Here is a 19,466-nt window from a genome sequence, read left to right as displayed (position 1 = left end):
CCATGAAATCGACCGCCGACACTCTGATTTTTCAGCCGAAATCCGCACTGGATTTGCCCTTTCATCAGGCTGAGACTAACCCTGAAATGGTCGCCTTGTTTGAGGCGATCCATTCGCAGGAAAGTGTCATTCTTGAAAAAGAAAATGCCCTTCTTGAAAAAGAAAATGCCCTTCTTGAAAAAGAAAATGCCCTTCTTGAAAAAGACGACATTATTCAAAAGAAGTCAGAGGTCATCGATTCTCAAAAAAAACGCATTGCGCAACTGGAAGAGTACCTGAGGCTCTCCCGATCCCGCCTGTACGGAAGAAGCACTGAAAAAAACAACAGCCAGGTCGACATTTTCAACGAGGTGGAGCTGGAAGGCTGCACCGGAGAGCAAGACGAAGCTGAAGGTCAGCCAGAGCAAGAGCCTCCAAAACCACGCAAAAAGAAAACAGGGCGCAAGTCATTTTCAGAGTCTCTGCCCAGAGTGCAGGAACGCTCTGAACTCAGTGAAGAAGAAAAAGCCGGAGCCATTGATACCTTCTTTGTCAAAGTCCGTGAAGAGCTTGATATCGTTCCGACCAAGGTTCAGGTGAAAGAAATTCTGCAAGAGAAAGCAGTCTTTCCAGAAGTCGATGAGCATGGACAGGAGAAGCGGGTCATTAAAGTTGCAGAGCTGCCAAAACACCCACTGCCCAAATCTTCACTCTCTGTTTGCACACTGGCCTGGATCATTGTCTCCAAGTACTGCGACGCACTGCCTTTGTACAGGCAAGAGAATATCCTCAAGCGATACGGTGGCTCTGTCACCCGGACGACGATGGCCAACTCTTTGATTCGGCTGTCTACAGAACTGCGGCCACTCATCAATTTGATGAGAGATCATCAAAAGACCGGTTCGGTGATCCATGCTGACGAAACCCGAATTCAGGTGATCAAGGAAACCAGCAAGTCCATCAACTCTGACAAATATATGTGGGTCAGCCTTGGTGGGCCACCCGGACAAACATCGGTGGTGTTTGAATACGATCCCTCAAGAGGCAAGGAGGTTCCCCTGCGTCTGTTCGAAGGGTTCAGCGGTTACCTGCAAACTGACGGGTATGCCAGTTACGACGCTGTATGCAAACAAGAAGGCATCACCCAGGCGGGTTGCTTCGACCACGTTCGCAGGAAATTTCTGGATGCCAGGAAGGGCGAAGCCAAACCGGGCAAAAAGGTGAAAAACACCCGCGTTAGCAAGGCGAATGTCGCTTTAGGCAAAATCGGTAAGCTTTACGCCATTGAGAAAGAAATAGGAGATCTTCCTCCATCAGAAAAAGCCATCCTGCGTCAGCAAAAGAGTAAGCCACTACTGGACGACTTTCATGTATGGCTGGAGAAAAACATAACCAGGCTAGACCCGGGCAGCCTGTCGCACCAAGCCATGAGCTATGCATTGAACCAATGGCCAAAACTGGTCGTTTACTGTGACAACGGCCACCTGGATATCAGTAATGCCGCAGCGGAAAACACCATCCGCCCCTTCGCTATTGGCCGCAAGAACTGGATGTTTGCAGACACGCCAAAAGGGGCGCAAGCCAGTGCCCTTTTATACAGCCTGATTGAAAGCGCAAAGGTGAATGGTCTGGAGCCTTTCAATTACCTGAACCATATTTTAAAAGAGCTGCCTTACGCCGATACCGTTGAGAAACTGGAACAGCTTCTCCCCTGGAATGTTAAGACAGGCAAAGAATAAGAAATCTTGGGGGCGGCAGCCAGTACGCTGGTTTATTTGGCGCTTACGATGAAACAAGTGGACAGCTTGATCAGTCAAAAGCAAAAAATCCTGAACACGCAGAAGGGCGTTAAGTTCCTCGACATGCCCCAGTGGACAAGAGATCGGATTATTCATTTCAACAGGGAAATTGATCGGCTGAAATGCAAAAAGGATGACATTGTTCTTGATCTGCATAACCGGCTGGCGTTCGAGCTGGTGTCGAACTACGACGTTGTATTTTTGCCAACCTTTGAGACAAGAGGTATGGTCACACGCAAAGATAAGAAGGTTCGCACCATTCGCCGTAACACCTGACGCCAGATGCTTGACCTCAATCACTACCCATTCAAAAAGCGGCTTAAGTGGTACGCAAAAAAGTATGGAAAGCATGTAGTTGATTGCAACGAAGCCTATACATCCAAGACTCAATCATGGAACGGGACCATTGACGAAAAATTAGGTTCTTCCAAAATTATTAAGGGTGAGGGCTTCACCGTTGATCGTGACATCAACGGTGCCAGAAATGTCTTTCTCAAGTGTTTGACAAGGTAGCTTGAACCCTAGCCATAACAGCGAGTGTTGCGCTCGTTACGGTTTTAATCAAGAGTTGGGCATAATACTGGTGTCAATTCAGGTCGGGCTTTATAATCCTGTCCCAAATTTTTATTGAATTTCCCCTGGTAACTTTTTATGGGCTTTAAATGTGGCATCGTTGGTCTGCCCAACGTCGGCAAATCAACACTGTTCAATGCTTTGACCAAGGCAGGGATTGATGCAGAGAACTTCCCTTTCTGTACTATCGAGCCAAATTCGGGTGTCGTGGCCATGCCCGATCCGCGTCTGAACAAGCTGGCTGAGATCGTTAAGCCAGAGCGTGTGTTGCCCACGACCATGGAATTTGTCGATATTGCCGGCCTGGTAGAAGGTGCCTCCAAGGGTGAAGGTCTGGGCAACAAATTCCTGGCCAATATTCGTGAGACTGATGCTATCGCCCACGTAGTACGTTGTTTTGAGAATGATAATGTTATTCATGTGGCCAATAAAATTGATCCGGCGGCGGATATCGGCATTATCAATATCGAGCTGGCCATGGCGGATCTGGAAAGCTGTGAAAAACAGCTGCAGCGAGTCACTCGTGTCGCCAAAAGCGGCGACAAGGATGCCAAGGCCCAGAAAGCCCTGCTGGAAAGAATTGTTCCCCATCTGGAAGAAGGCCACCCTGTTCGATCCATGGCAATGACCGATGAAGAGCAGAAGCTGACCAAAACATTCCATCTTCTGACGACAAAGCCCACCATGTACATTGCCAACGTCGATGAAGATGGTTTTGAAGATAACCCTTATCTGGACGTTGTTCGTGACATCGCCAGGAGCGAGGGTTCTGTCGTGGTGACAGTCTGCAACAAGCTGGAAGCTGAGATTGCTGAGCTCGAAGATGAAGAGCGGGATGAATTTCTGGCCGATCTGGGTATGGAAGAGCCAGGCCTGGATCGTGTGATCAGGGGGGGGTATGAACTTCTTGGACTGCAGACGTATTTCACTGCCGGAGTTAAAGAAGTGCGTGCCTGGACTGTGAAGATCGGTGCGACGGCGCCTCAGGCTGCAGGTGTGATTCACACTGACTTTGAGCGTGGGTTCATTCGCGCGGAAGTGACGGCTTACGATGAGTTTGTTCAGTACAACGGTGAACAGGGGGCCAAGGAAGCAGGTCGTCTGAGAGTGGAAGGCAAGGATTACATCGTCAAAGATGGCGATGTTATGCATTTCCGTTTCAATGTCTGATGCAATTGGGGTTGTCTGACCAGATAGCCCTATCCTTTTTAATTCCGGGTCATTCACTTCTGGAGAGTCATTATTGCTCTTATCCGGGATGGTATTAATAGGAGCATTAACAGTCCGTTCTGAAAAAATAATAAGGCTTTGAATAAGGCGCATGCCTAGTACCCGCAGAAATACGAAACAGGGGTAGGGGTTTTCTGAAAGTTCCTAAAAAAGCCGCTTAAACAGTTGACAGGACAGCGTTAAATCCTGAAAATGCGCACCATCTTTCGGCGGCTAGGTAGCTCAGTTGGTTAGAGCACAGCACTCATAATGCTGGGGTCGGCAGTTCGAGTCTGCCCCTAGCTACCATATTCAGGAGCTTGCAGGCAGGCGACTGCTAACGTAGGGTCGAAAGTGTACACGGAATGTCCATACCCTATAAAACATTTCGTATTTGCTGGGGTGTAGCCAAGCGGTAAGGCAGCAGGTTTTGATCCTGCCATGCGGGGGTTCGAATCCCTCCACCCCAGCCATAAAAATGGCTAGGTAGCTCAGTTGGTTAGAGCACAGCACTCATAATGCTGGGGTCGGCAGTTCGAATCTGCCCCTAGCTACCATTTTACTGGGGTGTCGCCAAGCGGTAAGGCAGCAGGTTTTGATCCTGCCATGCGGGGGTTCGAATCCCTCCACCCCAGCCATTTCTCTGAAGCCCGACTGAAACAGGTTGGGCTTTTTCGTTTCAGTGACTTTTAAAACCTCAATGTGTAAGTAATACCCAACTTGATTTGATCAGGAAGGTGAATTTCGGGGTGCAGATGCCGTTCTGAGCATGAAGTTGCTTGTATGAATGTTGATCTGTTGTCATTGCGGATAGCCAGGCACTCAAAACATCAAGATAATCTCATTCGTGTTTGGATTCGATCCAATAAAAAAAGACATTTCGTCATTAAAGAAAAAACGTTTGGGTTATTTGCTGGACGACAAATACCTGACGCATCATAAAGTTGAGGCCTGTTTTGGATTTTGTATTTACTCTTGATTGGGGGTTATTGCTGTTTTTTGTTGCGATCCTGGCTGGTTTTGTTGACTCCATTGCAGGCGGCGGCGGATTGATTACAGTCCCCGCGCTTCTGGCGGTGGGGCTTTCTCCGGCACAGGCTCTGGCGACCAATAAATTACAGTCAACAGGCGGCTCTTTCTCTGCCAGTGTTTATTTTATTCGAAGAGGGTTGGTGAATCTCAGGGAAATGCGTTTTGCCATTTTCATGACCTTTGTTGGCAGTGCCGCAGGCACGATTCTGGTTCAGTTGATTGATGCTTCGGTTTTGAAGCAGATTATTCCCTTCCTGTTATTGGGTATAGCTGCTTACTTTATTCTCTCCCCCAGTGTCCGAAATACTAAAGCTTCTTCTGCCAGAATGAGCCTGACCGCTTTTGCCTGTTCAGCAGGGCTGGGAGTCGGCTTTTATGATGGTTTCTTCGGCCCGGGCACGGGCTCTTTCTTCGCCATAGCCTTTGTCAGCCTCCTTGGTTATTCCCTGACAATGGCGACGGCTCATACCAAGGTTCTGAACTGTACCAGTAATGTGGCTTCCCTGCTGTTCTTTATATTGGGTGGTCAGGTTGTCTGGGCCGTAGGGGGAATTATGCTGATAGGTCAGTTCATTGGCGCCAGACTGGGATCGAGAATGGTTGTGAAGCGTGGTCAGCAGATTATTCGTCCCATGATCGTCGTTATTTCACTGGTTATGACCGGCAAACTCATGTGGGACGAATACGGACATTTGCTGTTTTGACGTTTTTTCTGCGAAAGTGAAGGTTTAGCGTTATTATAGATAGTCCTGCAGGCTCCTCGCCCTGGAGTCTTATAACTGTTTGTGAAGAATAACGTCACTCAGATATTTGAATGGACAACAGCTGGCTCAGTGCATTGTTTGGGGGAATCTATCTTGCCCTGATCATCGCCTTCGGAATTCACATTATTATGCAGCGCAGGCCGGTAGGCGTGACTCTGGCCTGGGTACTGTTGCTGTTCATTCTGCCGGTAGCCGGTTTTTTCTTTTACCTGCTGTTTGGCTCAAGGCGCCTTGGGAGAAGAAGGCTCCGACGTCTGGAGAGTCTGTATCCTGACTACGAACAGTGGTCTAGCCACCTTTCGAGAGTGATTACCCAGCGGCAGCTTGAGTATCCCTCCAATACTCCTCATACAGGGATCTACAAGCTGGCGGAGCAGACCCTGGGTATTCCAGTGCTGCCTTGTAGCAAGCTTCAGCTGTTTCATGAAACCGATACCATTCTTCATGGCCTGTTACAGGACATAGAGAAAGCCAGATGCAGCATTGTACTGGAGTTTTACATCTGTGAGCCCAAGGGGCGAATCAAGGTTCTGGCAGAGGCTCTGATCAGAGCTTCACGGAGGGGTGTTGACTGTATGGTAATACTTGATGCAGTGGGCAGTCGTCAGTTTCTTCGAAGTGAGTGGGCAAGACGTTTCCGTCTGGAGGGCATCAGTGTTACCGGGTCCATGCCGGTTGGTCTTTTAAGGATGCTGTTTGAGCGCCTTGATATTCGCAACCATCGCAAAATTCTCGTGATTGATGATGAAATTGCCTGGAGTGGCAGCTTTAACCTGGTCGATCCTGTTCATTTTCGTCAGAAGGCTAATGTCGGACAATGGATTGACGCCATGGTCAGGGTAGAAGGTATACCTGCACACGTTATGGCAGTGATTGCTCATTGGGATAAAGCGCTTGAAACGGGTGAAAAACATTCGTCGTTTAATGCTACCTACGAGTTTCCACCTTCCTGTCTTGACAGTTACACCGGTGCTGATGTTCACGTACTGCCATCAGGACCGGGTATCAACCGGGAAAGGCTCCATCAGGTTTTGCTTACCGCAATTTACGAAAGTAAGGAAGAGCTGCTGATATCTACGCCTTATTTTGTTCCGGACGAATCATTGCTGACAGCCCTGAAGTCAGCGGCCATGAGAGGGGTGGACGTTCAGTTACTGGTTCCTCGCACAAACGACTCCAGAATGGTTCACTATGCCAGTCGTTCCTATTACGAAGACCTGTTAAACGCAGGGGTGAAAATATTGCAGTTCAAGGGAGGATTGCTGCATACCAAATGTGTTCTGGTGGACCGATCGACCATTCTTTTTGGTACCGTAAATCTGGATATGCGCAGCGTTTGGCTGAATTATGAAGTGACCATGATCATCTACGACCGAGCCTTCAGCCAGACCGTGGCGACGCTTCTGGATCAGTATATGCAGAGTTCCGAGCGTGTTCGTTTGTCTCTATGGAGCCGAAGGTCTGTCACCAGGCGGTTTCTGGAGAGTCTTTTTCAGCTGTTAAGTCCTTTGTTGTGAAGTAATTACCTAACCAGCAGGCCTGGTACTTACTGCGTCGTTTAAGAACATCCATGTTTTGATCAATAAAGATTTTTAACTGAAACAGTTCGCCTTATTTATAGACTTCCAGCGAGTCAACCGTTATGGAGTAAAGGGTTTCAGTGTACTCTGAGTGAGTGGTCTCAACATGCAGGGTTCCAACCAGCCAATAAGGAGTGCGGCCCGCTTCCTCGACTTTGATGCCTTTTTCCTTATTCTTGAATTTCACATAAATGGTCTGGTTAGGCGGTGGTGCTGGTACGTGGATGCAGGCATCCTTGGTTGGTACCAGTAACAGCTCAGTCGCTCTCTGGTTTTTATCCAGATTGAGTGGCACGAGGTACCCGGGGATTTTTACCGTGCGTTTGTCCAGTCTTGCAACGGGCGTCTTGCCCAGCTTATCCAGATAGGCGATGACATCATCTTTACTCATCTCTCCGGCCTGATAACTGTCAACGACTTTTTGATCCGGTGCAGGCATCAGCTCGTCCCAGGTGATCTCTATGACTTCTGCTTGGGTTGCAGGCTTTTCCACCGGCTTGGCCTGAACGGTGGTGACTGGCAACAGGGCCAGCAGCGTTGTCAGTATCAGGGATTTTCCTGTTTTCATAATGATGTTCATTTTAGACCCTTATGGTCAGGCCATCGGCAAGAGAGTTTTTGTAGGCGCGCCAGGCCGGGATTATGCCCAAAACAATGGCGCAGACAATGATCATTCCGGCCAATGACCATTCAAAGGTGCCCGGAGCACTGATGGCCAGGTGCAGCCCCAGCATTTGTTGCACAACGGGCTGAATAGCGAATAGCAGTCCATAGAGTATAAGGAAGCCCAGAAGGGTTCCTGACACCGCATAAACGACAGATTCAGTGATCATCAGCGTGAAGATATGGATCGGCCTTGCGCCAACAGAGCGGAGAATGGCCATCTCCCGGCGCCTTTCATTAAGAGAAGTGAGAATCGTAGTCAGCATGCCCATCAGACCTGCCAGGACCACCATGATGGAAACCGCCAGCAGTGCCTTTTCTGCGGTACCAACCAGTTGCCAGAGTTCCTGAAGAGCAACACCGGGCAGAATGCCGGTCATGGCTTCCTGCCGGTATTCATTGACTTTCCTCTGGTATCGGAAAGCGGCAATACGGGATTTCAGGCCAACGAAATAGGCGGTAACACTGGCGGGCTGCAGATTCATGGCCTGTGCCTCTGCAGCGGACACCGAGAATGCGGCAATGGGTGGTGCACCACTTACCCAGTCGATATGCAGGGCTTCGATCCCCTCAAGAGAGATTAGAATTACTCTGTCCGTGGGCGTGCCTGTTGGCTTGAGAATGCCGGAAACCTTAAAAGGCTTATCATCGTGAGGCAGCAGACTCTTACTTTCTATGCCATGGCTCAGAACAATGCTGTCACCGACTTCATAGCCAAGGCTGGCAGCGACTTCAGATCCAAGTACAGCGTCGTATAAGGCATTGAAAGGTTGGCCCTCGGACAGTTGCAGTGATTCATCATCGCCGTATCGAAAATGACTGAACATGTCGTGGGAGGTGCCCACGACCCGATAGCCATGGTGGGAGTCACCCAGGGAAATGGGAACAGACCAGGCAACATCCGGGGTAGACGTCAGATCCTGATAAGTCTCCCAGGAGATATTGTTGGTGGCATTGCCAATGTGGAAAACAGAATACAACAGAAGATTGATAGAGCTGCTTCTGGCTCCCACAATCAAATCCGTCCCTGACACGGTGCTGGTAAAGCTGTTTTTGGCTTCGACCCTGATACGTTCAACCCCCAATAGCAGGGCTACGCTGACGGCAATGGAAAATATAGTCAGCAAGGCGGTTGTTTTTCGGTTTTTAAGGCTCTTTAAAGCCAGGCTTAAAATCGGCATCAGTCCACCTCTTTGACTTTGCTGGCCCGGTTAATTTCATTGAGCACAATGCTGCGATCAAATAACGATTCAAGGCTACGGTCGTGGCTGACAAATAGCAGGGTGTTGCCTACTGTTTCACATTCTGCGAACAGCAGATTGATGAAGGCTTCCCGGGTATCTGTGTCCAGTGCTGAAGTAGGCTCGTCGGCAATGATCAGATCAGGCTTGCCAATCAAAGCTCTGGCGGCGGCAACTCGCTGTTGCTGTCCGATACTCAGTTCTGTAACGGGACGATGCAGTATGGATTCGTCCAGTTCCAGATGTTTAAGAAGACGTCTTGCTTCATCCTGCTCACTGCCAGCAATACTGGCGAGATTGCTTTTGCGCTTTTTGGCAAAGCCCAGAGACAGAGTGACGTTCTCTATTACAGAGAGATAGGGAATCAGATTGAACATCTGGAAGATAAAGCCAATATGATCAGCACGGAAGCGATCGCGCTGCACCGGGGAAAAACGACTAATGTCGTTCCCCAGCACGTTGACCTGTCCCCGCTCCGGTGTAATGACGCCGCCGAGCAGTCCCAGTAGTGTGGTTTTGCCGGAACCCGATGGGCCGCGGACAAAGACCTTTTCGCCTCTGGATACAGTCAGTTCAGGAATATCCAGAACAGGTATTCCTGCTTTCCAGCTGAACTCAACAGCTGTGAGTTCAATAACTTGAGAGCGGGAGTCAGTCATCTTAGAAGCGAACCTCTGGCTTGCTCTTGGTCATTTCGGCAGCCATCTGACCTTTTTGGGTGAAGCCCTGAACACTTAAGGATTCGCTGCGCTCGAATGTTTCAAAGATTGAGGTGCTGATGGTGTTCAGCTGATTGGCATTGCCACATTCAAAGACGTACTTAGCTGAGATATCCATATGCCCGCTTTCGCTCTCATGCTCTTCATGGTTGTGTTCACCGTGATGGTCATCATGATGGTCATGAGAGGCATGCTCACCGTGATGATCGTGCTCATCATCATGGCCATGAGATGCGTGCTCATCGTGGTGATCATGCCTGTTATGATCTTTTTCATGATTTCCGTGATCGTCGTTATGAGCTTTTTCATGACCATGATCGTGATCAACAGAGCTTGAGGAAGCTTTGGCGCTAACCAGTTTGCAGGAAGCGGCAGGGGTCATGCTCCAGAGGCTGGCGGCTTCCAGCTTTTCCAGAGCTTCATGGAGCTGGTGGCGTTGTTTATCGGTAGTAATGGTCTCGAAGCCCAGCACATCATTGGCAGGCATTTTCAGTTCCAGTTGAATTTCAGAACCTTCGACTGCAAAGTTCAGTTCACCCTGTCCGTGAACATGGGCGTCAACGTGACGCTGCTCTCCATTTGCGGAATAGACAGCCAGGGACAGGACTCCGCAGGCAATACCGGCAGCCAGTTTAGTAAAAGTTTGCATAATGTCACTCGTAGAGGCACTTATCTGATAAATAGGTTTTCTGGTTTATTGATGACATCAGATAAAGGCCGGCGGAGCCCGGGTCAGCCTTTTGGTGGGGGTTTCCAGAGAAACGGAGCGGGTTTTTTCTGCACTGTTGAAGGGAGTGAAGAACGAACGTTCTGCAGCAAACAGTCCGGGGGACGGAGGTGCCTGGGAAGTCAGCTGACAGCCCGCTGAATGATGCTGATCCCCGTGCCAGTGATCGGCATGATCATTCAGTGACAGTTGTTGGAGCAGATTGTGATAACTAGAACTAAAGTCCTTAGGGGGATTATGCGTGTGACTGACGGAGTACTGGATAACCAGCAAATAAACGACACAAATCAGACAAAATCGAAGAGGATTTGGTCTTTGTCTGTGGGCAGTGTTTATCAGGCTTATGGTTAGCATTCAGTCATGTTATCGACACGTATGAAGTAATGGTCCGAATTATTCTCTAAAGCCCTAACAAAAAGCAATACTAGAAGACGCAGTCATTTGCGTTTAGTCGAATTGCTTGCCGTGAACTATAAAACGAACTTTCCTGGCTAAGCTAAAGTCTGTTGTCAGAGCATTGTCTTGACCAGGTTTCGACGGGTCAGCCAAGAGGTAATGAACACTGCCAGTAAGTGCAGGCCGACAAAGTAATAGAGGCCATTCACCAGCATGGAGTGCCATTCATAAACATTGTGTTCAAAGCCAAAGTCGGTATCCTGCAGCCACCCGGTAAACGCAGCCAGGGCCAGAGCAATCCATATCAGCCAGACAGCAATCGCTCCCATTGGATTGTGGCCATTTTTACCCTGTTGCCGGGTTTTCAGCTCATAAAGGTGCTGTTTGATGCCCGAGAATGAGGGTTTGATGTCCCGGAGGCGAGCAGGTGCCGGGGCAAAAGTCACGCCATAAAGCAGTCTGAGTCCTACCAGGGCAAGGATGACCCAGCCAGAATACGCATGGTACTCGCTGTACCCGTCAATCAGAAAATGATTACTGAAAAAGAGTAATGCAACCGTCCAGTGAATTAACTGAACGGTTCGTGGCCATTGAAACTTTTTAGACATCGAACTTTCTGTGGTATTTCTTTCTGATGTCATTGAGCTTTTTCATTCTTTGTTTGGCCAGATCCAGATCTTTATTGTCGAGAGCAGCCTGAACCCCGGCCAGTCCGGTCAGCAGTTGATCAATGCCTTTTCGGAATTCCTCAGGCGCATCAGTGTAGCCGGTCTCCCTGGCGTTTTCGGCGTGTGTACGGAATTCAGTTAGGTAGCTCTGCATGTCTTCAATGGTTTTAGCAGAGCCGGAGCGTTTGAAATTGAAGCCCATTTTTTTCATTTCAGTGTTCAGTTCATCAGAATGACCTTCGTGGCCATGGCTATGAGCTGAAGCAGGCATGGAAGCCATCAATGAAGCGGACAGTGCCAGTGGTATAAAGAGGGCTTTGGCAAGCGATTTCATATTAACTTCCCGTATAAACATTTCGCTCGGGCATCATAATGATTCTTGCAAGAAATAAGAAGGCTAGTTGTGTAAAACTTTTTGATTTAAAGGCACTGTCACTGAAGGGCATGTCATAAAATATCCGAACACTTTCAGACATTTACCGACATGAAGTTATTCTGTTTTTCTGGTTGCCAGACTACCGCCCTGATCTTTCCAGTCTTTCAGACCTCCTCTGAAGTGCATGATGTTGGTATAACCCCGAGCCGCAGCAAAATCTGCTCCGGCAAACCAGGATGTACATTGTGGACCACCACAATAAACAACTATGGGGTAGTTTTTCAGGATGGGGAGTTGGCTCTCCAGAGTGGCTCTGTCTGTCAGAGAGTAGGCATCTGGCAGGTGACCCATGGTATAGGTCTCCCCCCTGTTAGTATCAAGAAGAAACACTTCGCCAGCATCGACTGCCTTGCGCAAGTCAGGGTAAGAGATGGCGGGGTAGTGCCTGTTGTAGGCGGCGAGCCTGTCTTCCGTGGTTGCGTTTTCTGAAGCTGTCACACTGGTGCTCAGCAGGATCGCGGCGCAAGCCAGCATACGTGGGTCTCTTAACCATGAAGCGAACATGGGGGGATCTCCGGTTTACTACTAAAGCACAGAGTATAGATGGCCTGTCGCTAGTTGGCTCCGAAGTTCTTTAAAGCCTGGGCATAGGGTGCGGCATGATGGTGTGTTTCCAGTAGCGATAGAAAGGTGCTGCCCTCTGGTGTCACTGGATTGATCTCCAGACCTGTTTCCGAGTAAAAGTGCAGGAATCGTTCAAAGTCCTCTGCTCGCAGTGCACGATAAGCACGGGTCAGAATGTGTAGGGCGCGATCTTCTCCGGCTGGTGCCTGAAGGGTAAGCAGTTCTTTGATTCGCTCATCATTCAGCACTTCACCAATGACTTTCTGTTTGTCTTTCTTCATCGTTATTCCTGATAGCTTTTGGCTGTTTGCCGACATTGTACACGATGGATTTTAAACTTTCAGGAATCTTAATCTTGATACTTTCACCGGGATTGTCGGAAAAGTGGCGATTATGGCATTTATAGTTGCTCAAGCCCTATTCAAGTAATCTGAATTATTCCGAAATGGTATAGATTTTTTAAATAAGCGCCTCAGCTTTAGATGATACTTAATTTTACAAAGGAATAGACTGAATGAATCAGAGGTAACAAGGATGTCAGCAGCAGCAGTAGGTTCAGTTGGGGGGCAAAGTCCGGTAAAAACTGGGCAGCAGGTTTCTCAGGGTATTGAAGGAGGAGCCAGGACGAAAGCCCAGAGTATGAATCGCAGTATCGAAGTGCGTAATCATCCCAATTTTCTCCCTTCATCTCCCCCGACACACAGCAGTTCACTTCAATCACTCTCATCTGACATTTCGCTGTACGAACGAAAGAGCGAAGTAGTAGAGGGTCGAAAGCACATTGAATCAAATCATTTAGAAAAAGAGCCATCAGGCTCTGTCAGCCCAGCTAAAGAAATCACCAAACCGACCTTAAAGCAAAAGGTGGTTCACATCTTTGGCGAGTTGAAGCGTTCCTTAAAGAATGAAAACTGGAAGCCTGTTCCTCAGGATCTGATCAATAGGGTTCGCAACAATGGTTTGAGAGAAGAGCTTTCCACCAGAAATGAAAAGATAGTGCAACTGGGCGAGCTGCAAGAAAGAGCCAATGCTCTGGAGAACAAGCTGGTAAGTTTTGATAAAAAGTACGCCAAGTCACTCGCGCTTTATGCGGCACCGGAAAATCCTCCCAAAAAAGGTAAGTTTCCGGCTCCGGATGGAAAAACCTACGACTTTTCCAAGGGGCAATTTTTTGGTGACAGAGTGAAGATGTTGAATGAGTTAAAAGCTGCCTTTGATAAAGATCCTGGTTTTCAGAGTTACAACTCTGATCTTGAAGAGTTAAGAAGTATAAAAGGCAATGGAGATGAGCCAGGCAAAAAAGCTGAGCTGAAAAAGGAGATCAGGGAGCTGAGTCAATCCCTGAAACCAAGGGTTGACGCAGAGGCTGGTCAGGAAACCGAGCTTCGCCTTGGAAATCTCAATGCTCAGGTAGAGACTATTCAAATGAAAACGAAAAAGGCAATTCAGCAAAAGTCCGAAGAGTATCGAACAAATATAAAAACACTGAAAGAAGCAGTAGATAGTAAAAGAAAAGAACTGGACTCCCACAGAATGGAGAATGAGTTAAGGAAGTTCAAAATCTCGGGAGTGACACGCAAGCTTGAGGGAATCGTAAGCTCCAGACAACGGTGGCTGAATAATGTTGAGAGTAATACTCAATTGAGTCCACAGCAGAAACAGCAGAGCAAAGCACGAATAGAGGCGTCATTCAGTCAGAGGAAGGTGGAGCTTCAGGAAGAGTTAAAGAGCCTTAACAGTAAGGTAAATTCTTATCAAAGCATAAAGCAAGTGCTTCAGGAAGAATATGATCGAGCCATTGAGGCCAGGGACCACGCCGCTGAGGGCAGAGGTTTCAGAGAAAGCATAAATGAAATTCTCAATGGGGAGAGTAAAGAAATAAGAAAAATTTATGAAATGCGCAATGCATTTCCCGGGAAAATTGAACTTGATCGAGCTGCAATCAGAAAAGGTTTGCAGGGAAGAATAAGCTAAAAGGCGTTGAACCAGTCTACCACCGGGTAAACTGGTTCAGCTCACTCAATTTTCAGTGACCCTTCAAAGCAAAAATGCCGTTGGCATTTCGCCAGTAGCCCTGGTAATCCAGCCCATACCCAAAGATATAACGATCTTCAATTTCAAGACCTGAGAAATCTGCCTTGAGGCCGGGGCGAGCCTTGCGGTCATGCAGCTTGTCAACCAGAACGGCGGTCAGAACCTTCTCGGCACCTTGTTCCTTGCAGAAGTCGACAATGGCGTCCAGAGTGTGGCCCTCGTCAAGAATGTCATCAACGATCAGAATTGTCCTGCCCTTCATGTCCTGTGAAGGGCGTACTTTCCAGTCCAGACGGCCACCGGTTAATTGATCACGGTAGCGTGTGGCGTGCACGTATGAGGCTTCCAGGGGGAACTGCAGGTGAGTGAGCAGCTTGCCGGTAATGACCATGCCACCATTCATTACACAGTAAACCAGTGGATTACTACCAGACAGTTGTTCAGTAATAGCGCTGCCCATATTTTTAATGGCGTCTTCTATCTGTTGTTCATTGTACAGGCAGTCAGCCTCGTTGAGGACTTGCTGGATATGGTCGAGATCAACAGACATGGGTTGGGAACCTCGTTGTAATAACTCGTCATCGGCTAACAACTGGCTTTCTCCGGAAACTGCCTGATGGGCAAGCAATGAATCGGGTTCCAGGCAGCGCAGACAAAAGTTGAACCGTGGAAAAAAGAGGGCAACGATACCTACATTAGATGTGAACAGCAAGTTATAGCTTACTTCGGTTTGCTGTGAGAAAAACTTATAGGTGGGTCATAAGGGCTGTGTAAAAATAAAAAGATTCAAGCCCGTCAAATCGGTAGAGTCAGTATTAAGTGGAAGGCATCGGGAGCTGACATGAGCGTACAAGAAATCAAGCACCCTCTGGTACAACACAAGCTGGGCATTTTACGCACCAGGGGTATCAGTACGAAAGGGTTTCGGACACTGGCTAATGAAGTGGGCTCGCTGCTAACTTACGAAGCGACCAAAGATTTTGAGCTGGAAGATCATGTTATTCATGGCTGGGCCGGAGACGTCACCGTCAAGCAGATCAAAGGTAAGAAAATTACTATTGTTCCCATTCTCAGAGCAGGTCTGGGTATGATGGATGGAGTGCTTGATCTGGTGCCGGGTGCCCGGGTCAGTGTCGTAGGTCTGTATCGGGATGAAGAAACCCTTGAGCCGGTGCCTTACTTCGAAAAGCTGGTTAAGGATATCAATGAGCGAATTGCTCTTGTATTAGACCCTATGCTGGCTACCGGTGGTTCCATGACGGCCACTATTGATATGCTCAAGAAAGCCGGCTGCAAGGAAATCCGCTGCCTTGTGCTGGTGGCGGCTCCGGAGGGTATAGAGAAAGTGCTTGAAGCTCATCCGGATGTCAAAATCTATACTGCCTCGGTGGATGATTGTTTGAATGACCAGGGTTACATCATGCCGGGCCTGGGCGATGCCGGAGATAAAATCTTCGGAACTAAATAGTGAAGGGAAAAACTGATTATGACTGATATAAACCCGGCAGATGATGGAATGCCAGTATGGCGACAGATGTTGCTGGGGGGACAGATGCTGTTTGTCGCCTTCGGTGCTCTGGTACTGGTGCCCTTATTGACCGGGTTGGACCCAAATGTTGCTTTCTTTACCGCTGGTATTGGTACGCTGATATTCCAGTTATGTACCAGACGGCAGGTGCCTATCTTTCTGGCCTCTTCTTTTGCCTTTATTGCGCCTATTACGTTTAGTGTTCAAAGTTGGGGCCTGCCTGCAACATTGGGCGGCATGATGGCAGCAGGGCTGTTTTATGTTGTGCTCAGCTTTATCATTCGCCTGCGGGGAAGCGGCATCCTTTATCGATTATTTCCTCCGGTAGTGGTGGGTCCGGTAATTATGGTCATTGGTCTCGGGCTGGCGTCTGTTGCCGTTGACATGGCCAGCGGTGATGCCAACTCATCGATTGATCCCAATACCTCCTTGTTGCTGGCGGGCGTCGCTCTGGTGACAACACTGGCCGTTTCCACCATGGCCGGCGGTATCTTCAAACTGATTCCGGTTATCTGTGGAATCGCTGTTGGTTATATTGCTGCGTTATTTATGGGGGTTGTGGATTTTCAGCCGGTTATTGATCGTCCATGGTTTGCTGTTCCTGCGTTTACGGCCCCGGAGTTTAACTGGAATGCCATTCTGTTCATGGTACCAGTCGCGATTGCGCCAGCTATTGAGCATATTGGCGATATGCTGGCGATCAGTTCGGTTACCGGTAAGAAGTACCTCGAAAAGCCCGGTCTGAAAAATACCCTGATGGGTGATGGTTTTGCCACTTCTGCTGCGGCCATGTTGGGTGGCCCTCCCAATACTACCTACTCAGAAGTCACCGGTGCGGTGATGCTGACAAAAGCTTTCAATCCCAAAATCATGACCTGGGCTGCAATCATGGCTGTTGCAGTGGCGTTTATCAGCAAAGTCGGTGGCTTTCTGGCTACGATTCCAACACCGGTGATGGGTGGAATCATGATGCTGTTATTCGGCTCTATTGCTGTTGTCGGTCTCAGTACCATGATCAAGGCTCAGGTGGATCTGAGCAAGTCACGCAATCTGGTGATTGTGTCAGTTGTTCTGGTGTTTGGTATTGGTGATCTGGCTTTGTCGATGGGTGGGTTCACTCTGAAAGGCGTTAGCCTTTGTGCCATTACCGCCGTTTTGCTGAATGCGATCTTGCCTCATGCCGACAGGGAAGATAAGTTTCAGTCTACAGATGCCTGATTGCAAGTGATCCTGTTACAAAACTAATTGAAACTGATTCTGTCCAGCTCGGTATTAGATTCTAACAGCATAGATTCAGCTTCATCCAGATCTTTGGCAATGTTGATGAATCTGGAGATGCCCGTCAGTTCCAGCAGTGAATGGATGGATCTTGAGACATTGCAAAGCGTGATGCTGTGAATCCGGTTCAATGAATTTCGGGTGTTGAGTAAGACTCTCAGGCCTTCGCTGCTGATGCTGAATAGCTGAGAACAGTCCAGAATCAGGTGGTGATTGCCCTCAAAGGTGGCGGCTTCGATGGCTCGGTCCAGCATTTGTGAGGTGGCAGCGTCTACTTTACCCCGAACTTCCAGCAGGGTGTAGTTGTAATGATCTTCCAGATTGATGGATAAGGCCATAGTCTTACTCCTTTAAAATGGCTGCTTTGTTGCGAGATATCCTAGGATCTGTTGGAAGCAATTGGTATAACAAGGTTGACAGCATTGCTGACAATTTCAGCTGAACAGCTTTTACCGGCAGGTCTTTTTGTGGGTTTAGCTGTTCCGATGGAGCGGTAGGTTTGAGATTCGCTGGTGTCTCTGACTTATTTCCGAGCAATAAAAAAGGGGTGAACCATCACCCCTGTCTTAAATGTCCTGTCAGTCAGTTAGCCAGCACTGTAGAAAGTCGCTGATCCAGGTCCAACCGGCAGACCCATTACGAAGACCCAGATGAAGAACAGCACACTCCAGCCAATCACGAAGAACATTGAGTAAGGCAGCATCATGGAGATCAGAGTGCCAATACCGAGGTCTTTCTTATAACGTGAAGCAAAGGCAACGATCAGGCCAAAGTAGCTCATCATTGGCGTGATGATATTGGTGACTGAGTCACCGATACGGTAGGCGGCCTGAATGACTTCAGGCGCGTAGCCTACCAGCATCAGCATTGGCACAAAGATTGGTGCAGTAACGGCCCACTGCGCGGAAGCGGAACCAATCATCAGGTTTACAAAACCACACATCAGGATGAAAACAACGAACAGTAGTGGGCCGGTCAGGCCGATGTTCTGAAGGAATTCCGCACCCAGTACCGCAAAAATGGTGCCGAGATTGGTCATGCCAAAAAAAGCAACAAACTGGGCAGCAAAGAACACCAGGACAATGTACATGCCCATGGTGCTCATGCTCTTGGACATGCAATCGATTACGTCTCTGTCATTCTTGACTGTGCCTACCGTTTTACCGTAGACAAAGCCGGGAATCGCAAAGAAGATCAGGATCATGGCAACAATGCCCTTAAGGAATGGAGAGCCTGCAACAGCACCCGTTTCAGGGTGTCTGAGAACGCCCCACTCGGGAACAATGGTGAGAGCCATAACACCCACCAAGACCAGTAATGCCATTCCAGCCCGTTTCAGGCCGCGTTTCTCAAGGTCGGTGACGTCTTCCATTTTGTCTTCAGAAAGATCAACGGAAGCTTCTGATTCGTTGTACTTGCCCAGACGAGGCTCAATGATCTTGTTGGTTACCCAGGTACCTACGAAGGTGATCAGGAATACACTGACCGACATGAAGTACCAGTTGGCTTCAGGACCCACGACATAAGCCGGGTCAATCATTCTGGCGGCCGTTTCTGTGATGCCGGAAAGCAGTGGATCAACAGTGCCCAGAAGCAGGTTAGCGCTATACCCCCCGGAAACACCGGCAAAAGCGGCAGCCAGACCGGCCAGAGGGTGTCTTCCCAGTGAGTGGAAGATCATGGCAGCCAGAGGAATAACAACCACGTAGCCCAGTTCAGAAGCGGTATTGGACAGAATACCGGCAAACACAACAATCATGGTTACGGTGTTGCGGGATGCCTTCATCACCAGGGAGCGAACCAGTGCACTTAGCAACCCGGAATGTTCTGCAATAGCAACACCCATGAGAGCAACCAGTACGGTGCCCAGAGGAGCAAAGCCGGTGAAATTGGTAACCAGCCTGGTCACAATCATCCGCAGGCCATCACCTGTCAGCAGGTTGACAACATGGATCATGCCATCTGTTGCACGGCCTGCGGCTCCTTCCGGACGGGGGTCAACGACACTCAGTCCTGCCCATGAGGCGATACCACTGATAATAACAATACCCACAGCAAACAGGGCAAACAGGGTAATTGGATGGGGTAACAGGTTGCCAAGCCACTCTACCGTAGCGAGGAAACGATCAAAGGCGGTGCTATTATTTTTGCTATTATTTGCATCACCTGTTGGGAGAGTTTCGGACTGGTACGACATACTTCCGCTCCAAACAGTTTTAGTAGTTTTTTAGCCAGCATCTTTGCTTGTAGTTTTGACAGCCTGGCCATGAGTAACA

21 protein-coding genes and 4 tRNA genes are annotated in these 19,466 nt (G+C 48.7%); 13 read left to right on the top strand and 12 right to left on the bottom strand.

Features of this window, described 5'->3' with window-relative positions:
* Positions 1 to 2 precede the first annotated feature (2 nt).
* From tnpC to cls, 10 genes are all read left to right on the top strand, one after another.
* Entirely contained in the window at positions 3 to 1,718 is a 1,716-nt protein-coding gene (gene tnpC, locus ACOMG9_RS18015; RefSeq protein WP_448215655.1) for an IS66 family transposase, read from the top strand.
* Between the two features lie 48 nt (positions 1,719 to 1,766).
* Positions 1,767 to 2,054 (top strand): hypothetical protein, encoded by a 288-nt coding sequence (locus tag ACOMG9_RS18010; RefSeq protein ID WP_494529206.1) that lies wholly within the window; start codon positions 1,767 to 1,769, stop codon positions 2,052 to 2,054.
* Between the two features lie 6 nt (positions 2,055 to 2,060).
* Positions 2,061 to 2,291: a zinc ribbon domain-containing protein gene (locus ACOMG9_RS18005; RefSeq protein WP_494529205.1), complete on the top strand. Its 231-nt coding sequence runs from the start codon at positions 2,061 to 2,063 to the stop codon at positions 2,289 to 2,291.
* 138 nt (positions 2,292 to 2,429) lie between these two features.
* Positions 2,430 to 3,521 (top strand): redox-regulated ATPase YchF, encoded by a 1,092-nt coding sequence (ychF, locus tag ACOMG9_RS18000; RefSeq protein ID WP_448217914.1) that lies wholly within the window; start codon positions 2,430 to 2,432, stop codon positions 3,519 to 3,521.
* A 271-nt stretch (positions 3,522 to 3,792) separates the two neighbouring features.
* Positions 3,793 to 3,869: transfer RNA gene (locus ACOMG9_RS17995), tRNA-Met, on the top strand.
* Positions 3,870 to 3,958: 89 nt separating this feature from the next.
* A tRNA-Gln gene (locus ACOMG9_RS17990) sits at positions 3,959 to 4,033 on the top strand.
* Positions 4,034 to 4,040: 7 nt separating this feature from the next.
* Positions 4,041 to 4,117 (top strand) — tRNA-Met (locus ACOMG9_RS17985).
* A gap of 6 nt (positions 4,118 to 4,123) precedes the next feature.
* Positions 4,124 to 4,198 (top strand) — tRNA-Gln (locus tag ACOMG9_RS17980).
* A gap of 318 nt (positions 4,199 to 4,516) precedes the next feature.
* Positions 4,517 to 5,296, top strand: a complete 780-nt coding sequence (locus ACOMG9_RS17975; RefSeq protein WP_448217913.1) for a TSUP family transporter — start codon at positions 4,517 to 4,519, stop codon at positions 5,294 to 5,296.
* A gap of 110 nt (positions 5,297 to 5,406) precedes the next feature.
* Positions 5,407 to 6,873 carry a cardiolipin synthase gene (gene cls / locus ACOMG9_RS17970; protein ID WP_448217912.1) on the top strand — a complete coding sequence of 489 codons (1,467 nt, stop codon included), beginning with the start codon at positions 5,407 to 5,409 and terminating at the stop codon, positions 6,871 to 6,873.
* A gap of 94 nt (positions 6,874 to 6,967) precedes the next feature.
* Here cls and ACOMG9_RS17965 read toward each other — a convergent pair whose 3' ends face one another.
* The 9 genes from ACOMG9_RS17965 to ACOMG9_RS17925 form a co-directional block, all read right to left on the bottom strand.
* A complete protein-coding gene (locus ACOMG9_RS17965; RefSeq protein ID WP_494529204.1) occupies positions 6,968 to 7,516 on the bottom strand; it encodes a DUF3299 domain-containing protein in 549 nt (182 codons plus the stop codon).
* 1 nt (position 7,517) lies between these two features.
* On the bottom strand, positions 7,518 to 8,780 hold the full coding sequence (locus ACOMG9_RS17960) for an ABC transporter permease (protein WP_494529203.1): 1,263 nt from the start codon (positions 8,778 to 8,780) through the stop codon (positions 7,518 to 7,520).
* On the bottom strand, positions 8,780 to 9,499 hold the full coding sequence (locus tag ACOMG9_RS17955; RefSeq protein ID WP_448217909.1) for an ABC transporter ATP-binding protein: 720 nt from the start codon (positions 9,497 to 9,499) through the stop codon (positions 8,780 to 8,782). Before ACOMG9_RS17955 ends, ACOMG9_RS17960 begins: the two co-directional genes overlap by 1 nt.
* A 1-nt stretch (position 9,500) precedes the next feature.
* The gene (locus ACOMG9_RS17950) at positions 9,501 to 10,208 is read right to left on the bottom strand and encodes a ZrgA family zinc uptake protein (RefSeq protein ID WP_494529202.1); all 708 of its coding nucleotides are present in this window, start codon (positions 10,206 to 10,208) and stop codon (positions 9,501 to 9,503) included.
* Between the two features lie 587 nt (positions 10,209 to 10,795).
* Positions 10,796 to 11,290, bottom strand: coding sequence for a cytochrome b/b6 domain-containing protein (locus ACOMG9_RS17945; protein WP_448217907.1), 495 nt, complete (start codon positions 11,288 to 11,290; stop codon positions 10,796 to 10,798).
* Entirely contained in the window at positions 11,283 to 11,684 is a 402-nt protein-coding gene (locus ACOMG9_RS17940) for a cytochrome b562 (protein ID WP_448217906.1), read from the bottom strand. Before ACOMG9_RS17940 ends, ACOMG9_RS17945 begins: the two co-directional genes overlap by 8 nt.
* A gap of 156 nt (positions 11,685 to 11,840) precedes the next feature.
* Positions 11,841 to 12,290 (bottom strand): rhodanese-like domain-containing protein, encoded by a 450-nt coding sequence (locus tag ACOMG9_RS17935; protein WP_422138659.1) that lies wholly within the window; start codon positions 12,288 to 12,290, stop codon positions 11,841 to 11,843.
* Between the two features lie 50 nt (positions 12,291 to 12,340).
* Positions 12,341 to 12,631, bottom strand: coding sequence for a PA4642 family protein (locus ACOMG9_RS17930; RefSeq protein ID WP_448217904.1), 291 nt, complete (start codon positions 12,629 to 12,631; stop codon positions 12,341 to 12,343).
* Positions 12,600 to 12,764, bottom strand: a complete 165-nt coding sequence (locus tag ACOMG9_RS17925) for a hypothetical protein (RefSeq protein WP_494529201.1) — start codon at positions 12,762 to 12,764, stop codon at positions 12,600 to 12,602. The genes ACOMG9_RS17930 and ACOMG9_RS17925 overlap by 32 nt, the downstream gene beginning before the upstream one ends.
* A 120-nt stretch (positions 12,765 to 12,884) precedes the next feature.
* On the opposite strand from ACOMG9_RS17925, the gene ACOMG9_RS17920 reads away from it, so the two are divergent.
* Complete coding sequence (locus ACOMG9_RS17920) at positions 12,885 to 14,324, top strand: hypothetical protein (RefSeq protein WP_494529200.1); 1,440 nt, start codon at positions 12,885 to 12,887, stop codon at positions 14,322 to 14,324.
* A 52-nt stretch (positions 14,325 to 14,376) separates the two neighbouring features.
* Here the strand turns inward: ACOMG9_RS17920 and ACOMG9_RS17915 are convergent, their stop codons facing one another.
* A complete protein-coding gene (locus ACOMG9_RS17915) occupies positions 14,377 to 14,934 on the bottom strand; it encodes a hypoxanthine-guanine phosphoribosyltransferase (protein WP_422137133.1) in 558 nt (185 codons plus the stop codon).
* A gap of 291 nt (positions 14,935 to 15,225) precedes the next feature.
* Between ACOMG9_RS17915 and upp the strand changes: the two genes are divergently transcribed.
* Together upp and ACOMG9_RS17905 are read left to right on the top strand one after the other, a co-directional pair.
* On the top strand, positions 15,226 to 15,852 hold the full coding sequence (gene upp / locus ACOMG9_RS17910) for a uracil phosphoribosyltransferase (protein ID WP_448217902.1): 627 nt from the start codon (positions 15,226 to 15,228) through the stop codon (positions 15,850 to 15,852).
* A gap of 18 nt (positions 15,853 to 15,870) precedes the next feature.
* Positions 15,871 to 17,130, top strand: coding sequence for a uracil-xanthine permease family protein (locus ACOMG9_RS17905; RefSeq protein ID WP_494529199.1), 1,260 nt, complete (start codon positions 15,871 to 15,873; stop codon positions 17,128 to 17,130).
* Between the two features lie 23 nt (positions 17,131 to 17,153).
* Here ACOMG9_RS17905 and ACOMG9_RS17900 read toward each other — a convergent pair whose 3' ends face one another.
* Together ACOMG9_RS17900 and ACOMG9_RS17895 are read right to left on the bottom strand one after the other, a co-directional pair.
* Positions 17,154 to 17,528, bottom strand: a complete 375-nt coding sequence (locus ACOMG9_RS17900; protein ID WP_448217900.1) for an STAS domain-containing protein — start codon at positions 17,526 to 17,528, stop codon at positions 17,154 to 17,156.
* Between the two features lie 248 nt (positions 17,529 to 17,776).
* The gene (locus ACOMG9_RS17895; protein WP_448217899.1) at positions 17,777 to 19,387 is read right to left on the bottom strand and encodes an AbgT family transporter; all 1,611 of its coding nucleotides are present in this window, start codon (positions 19,385 to 19,387) and stop codon (positions 17,777 to 17,779) included.
* Positions 19,388 to 19,466: the final 79 nt, after the last annotated feature.

Source organism: Endozoicomonas sp. PH6C (assembly GCF_059322965.1).
This window is presented reverse-complemented; position numbering and strand designations above follow the sequence as displayed.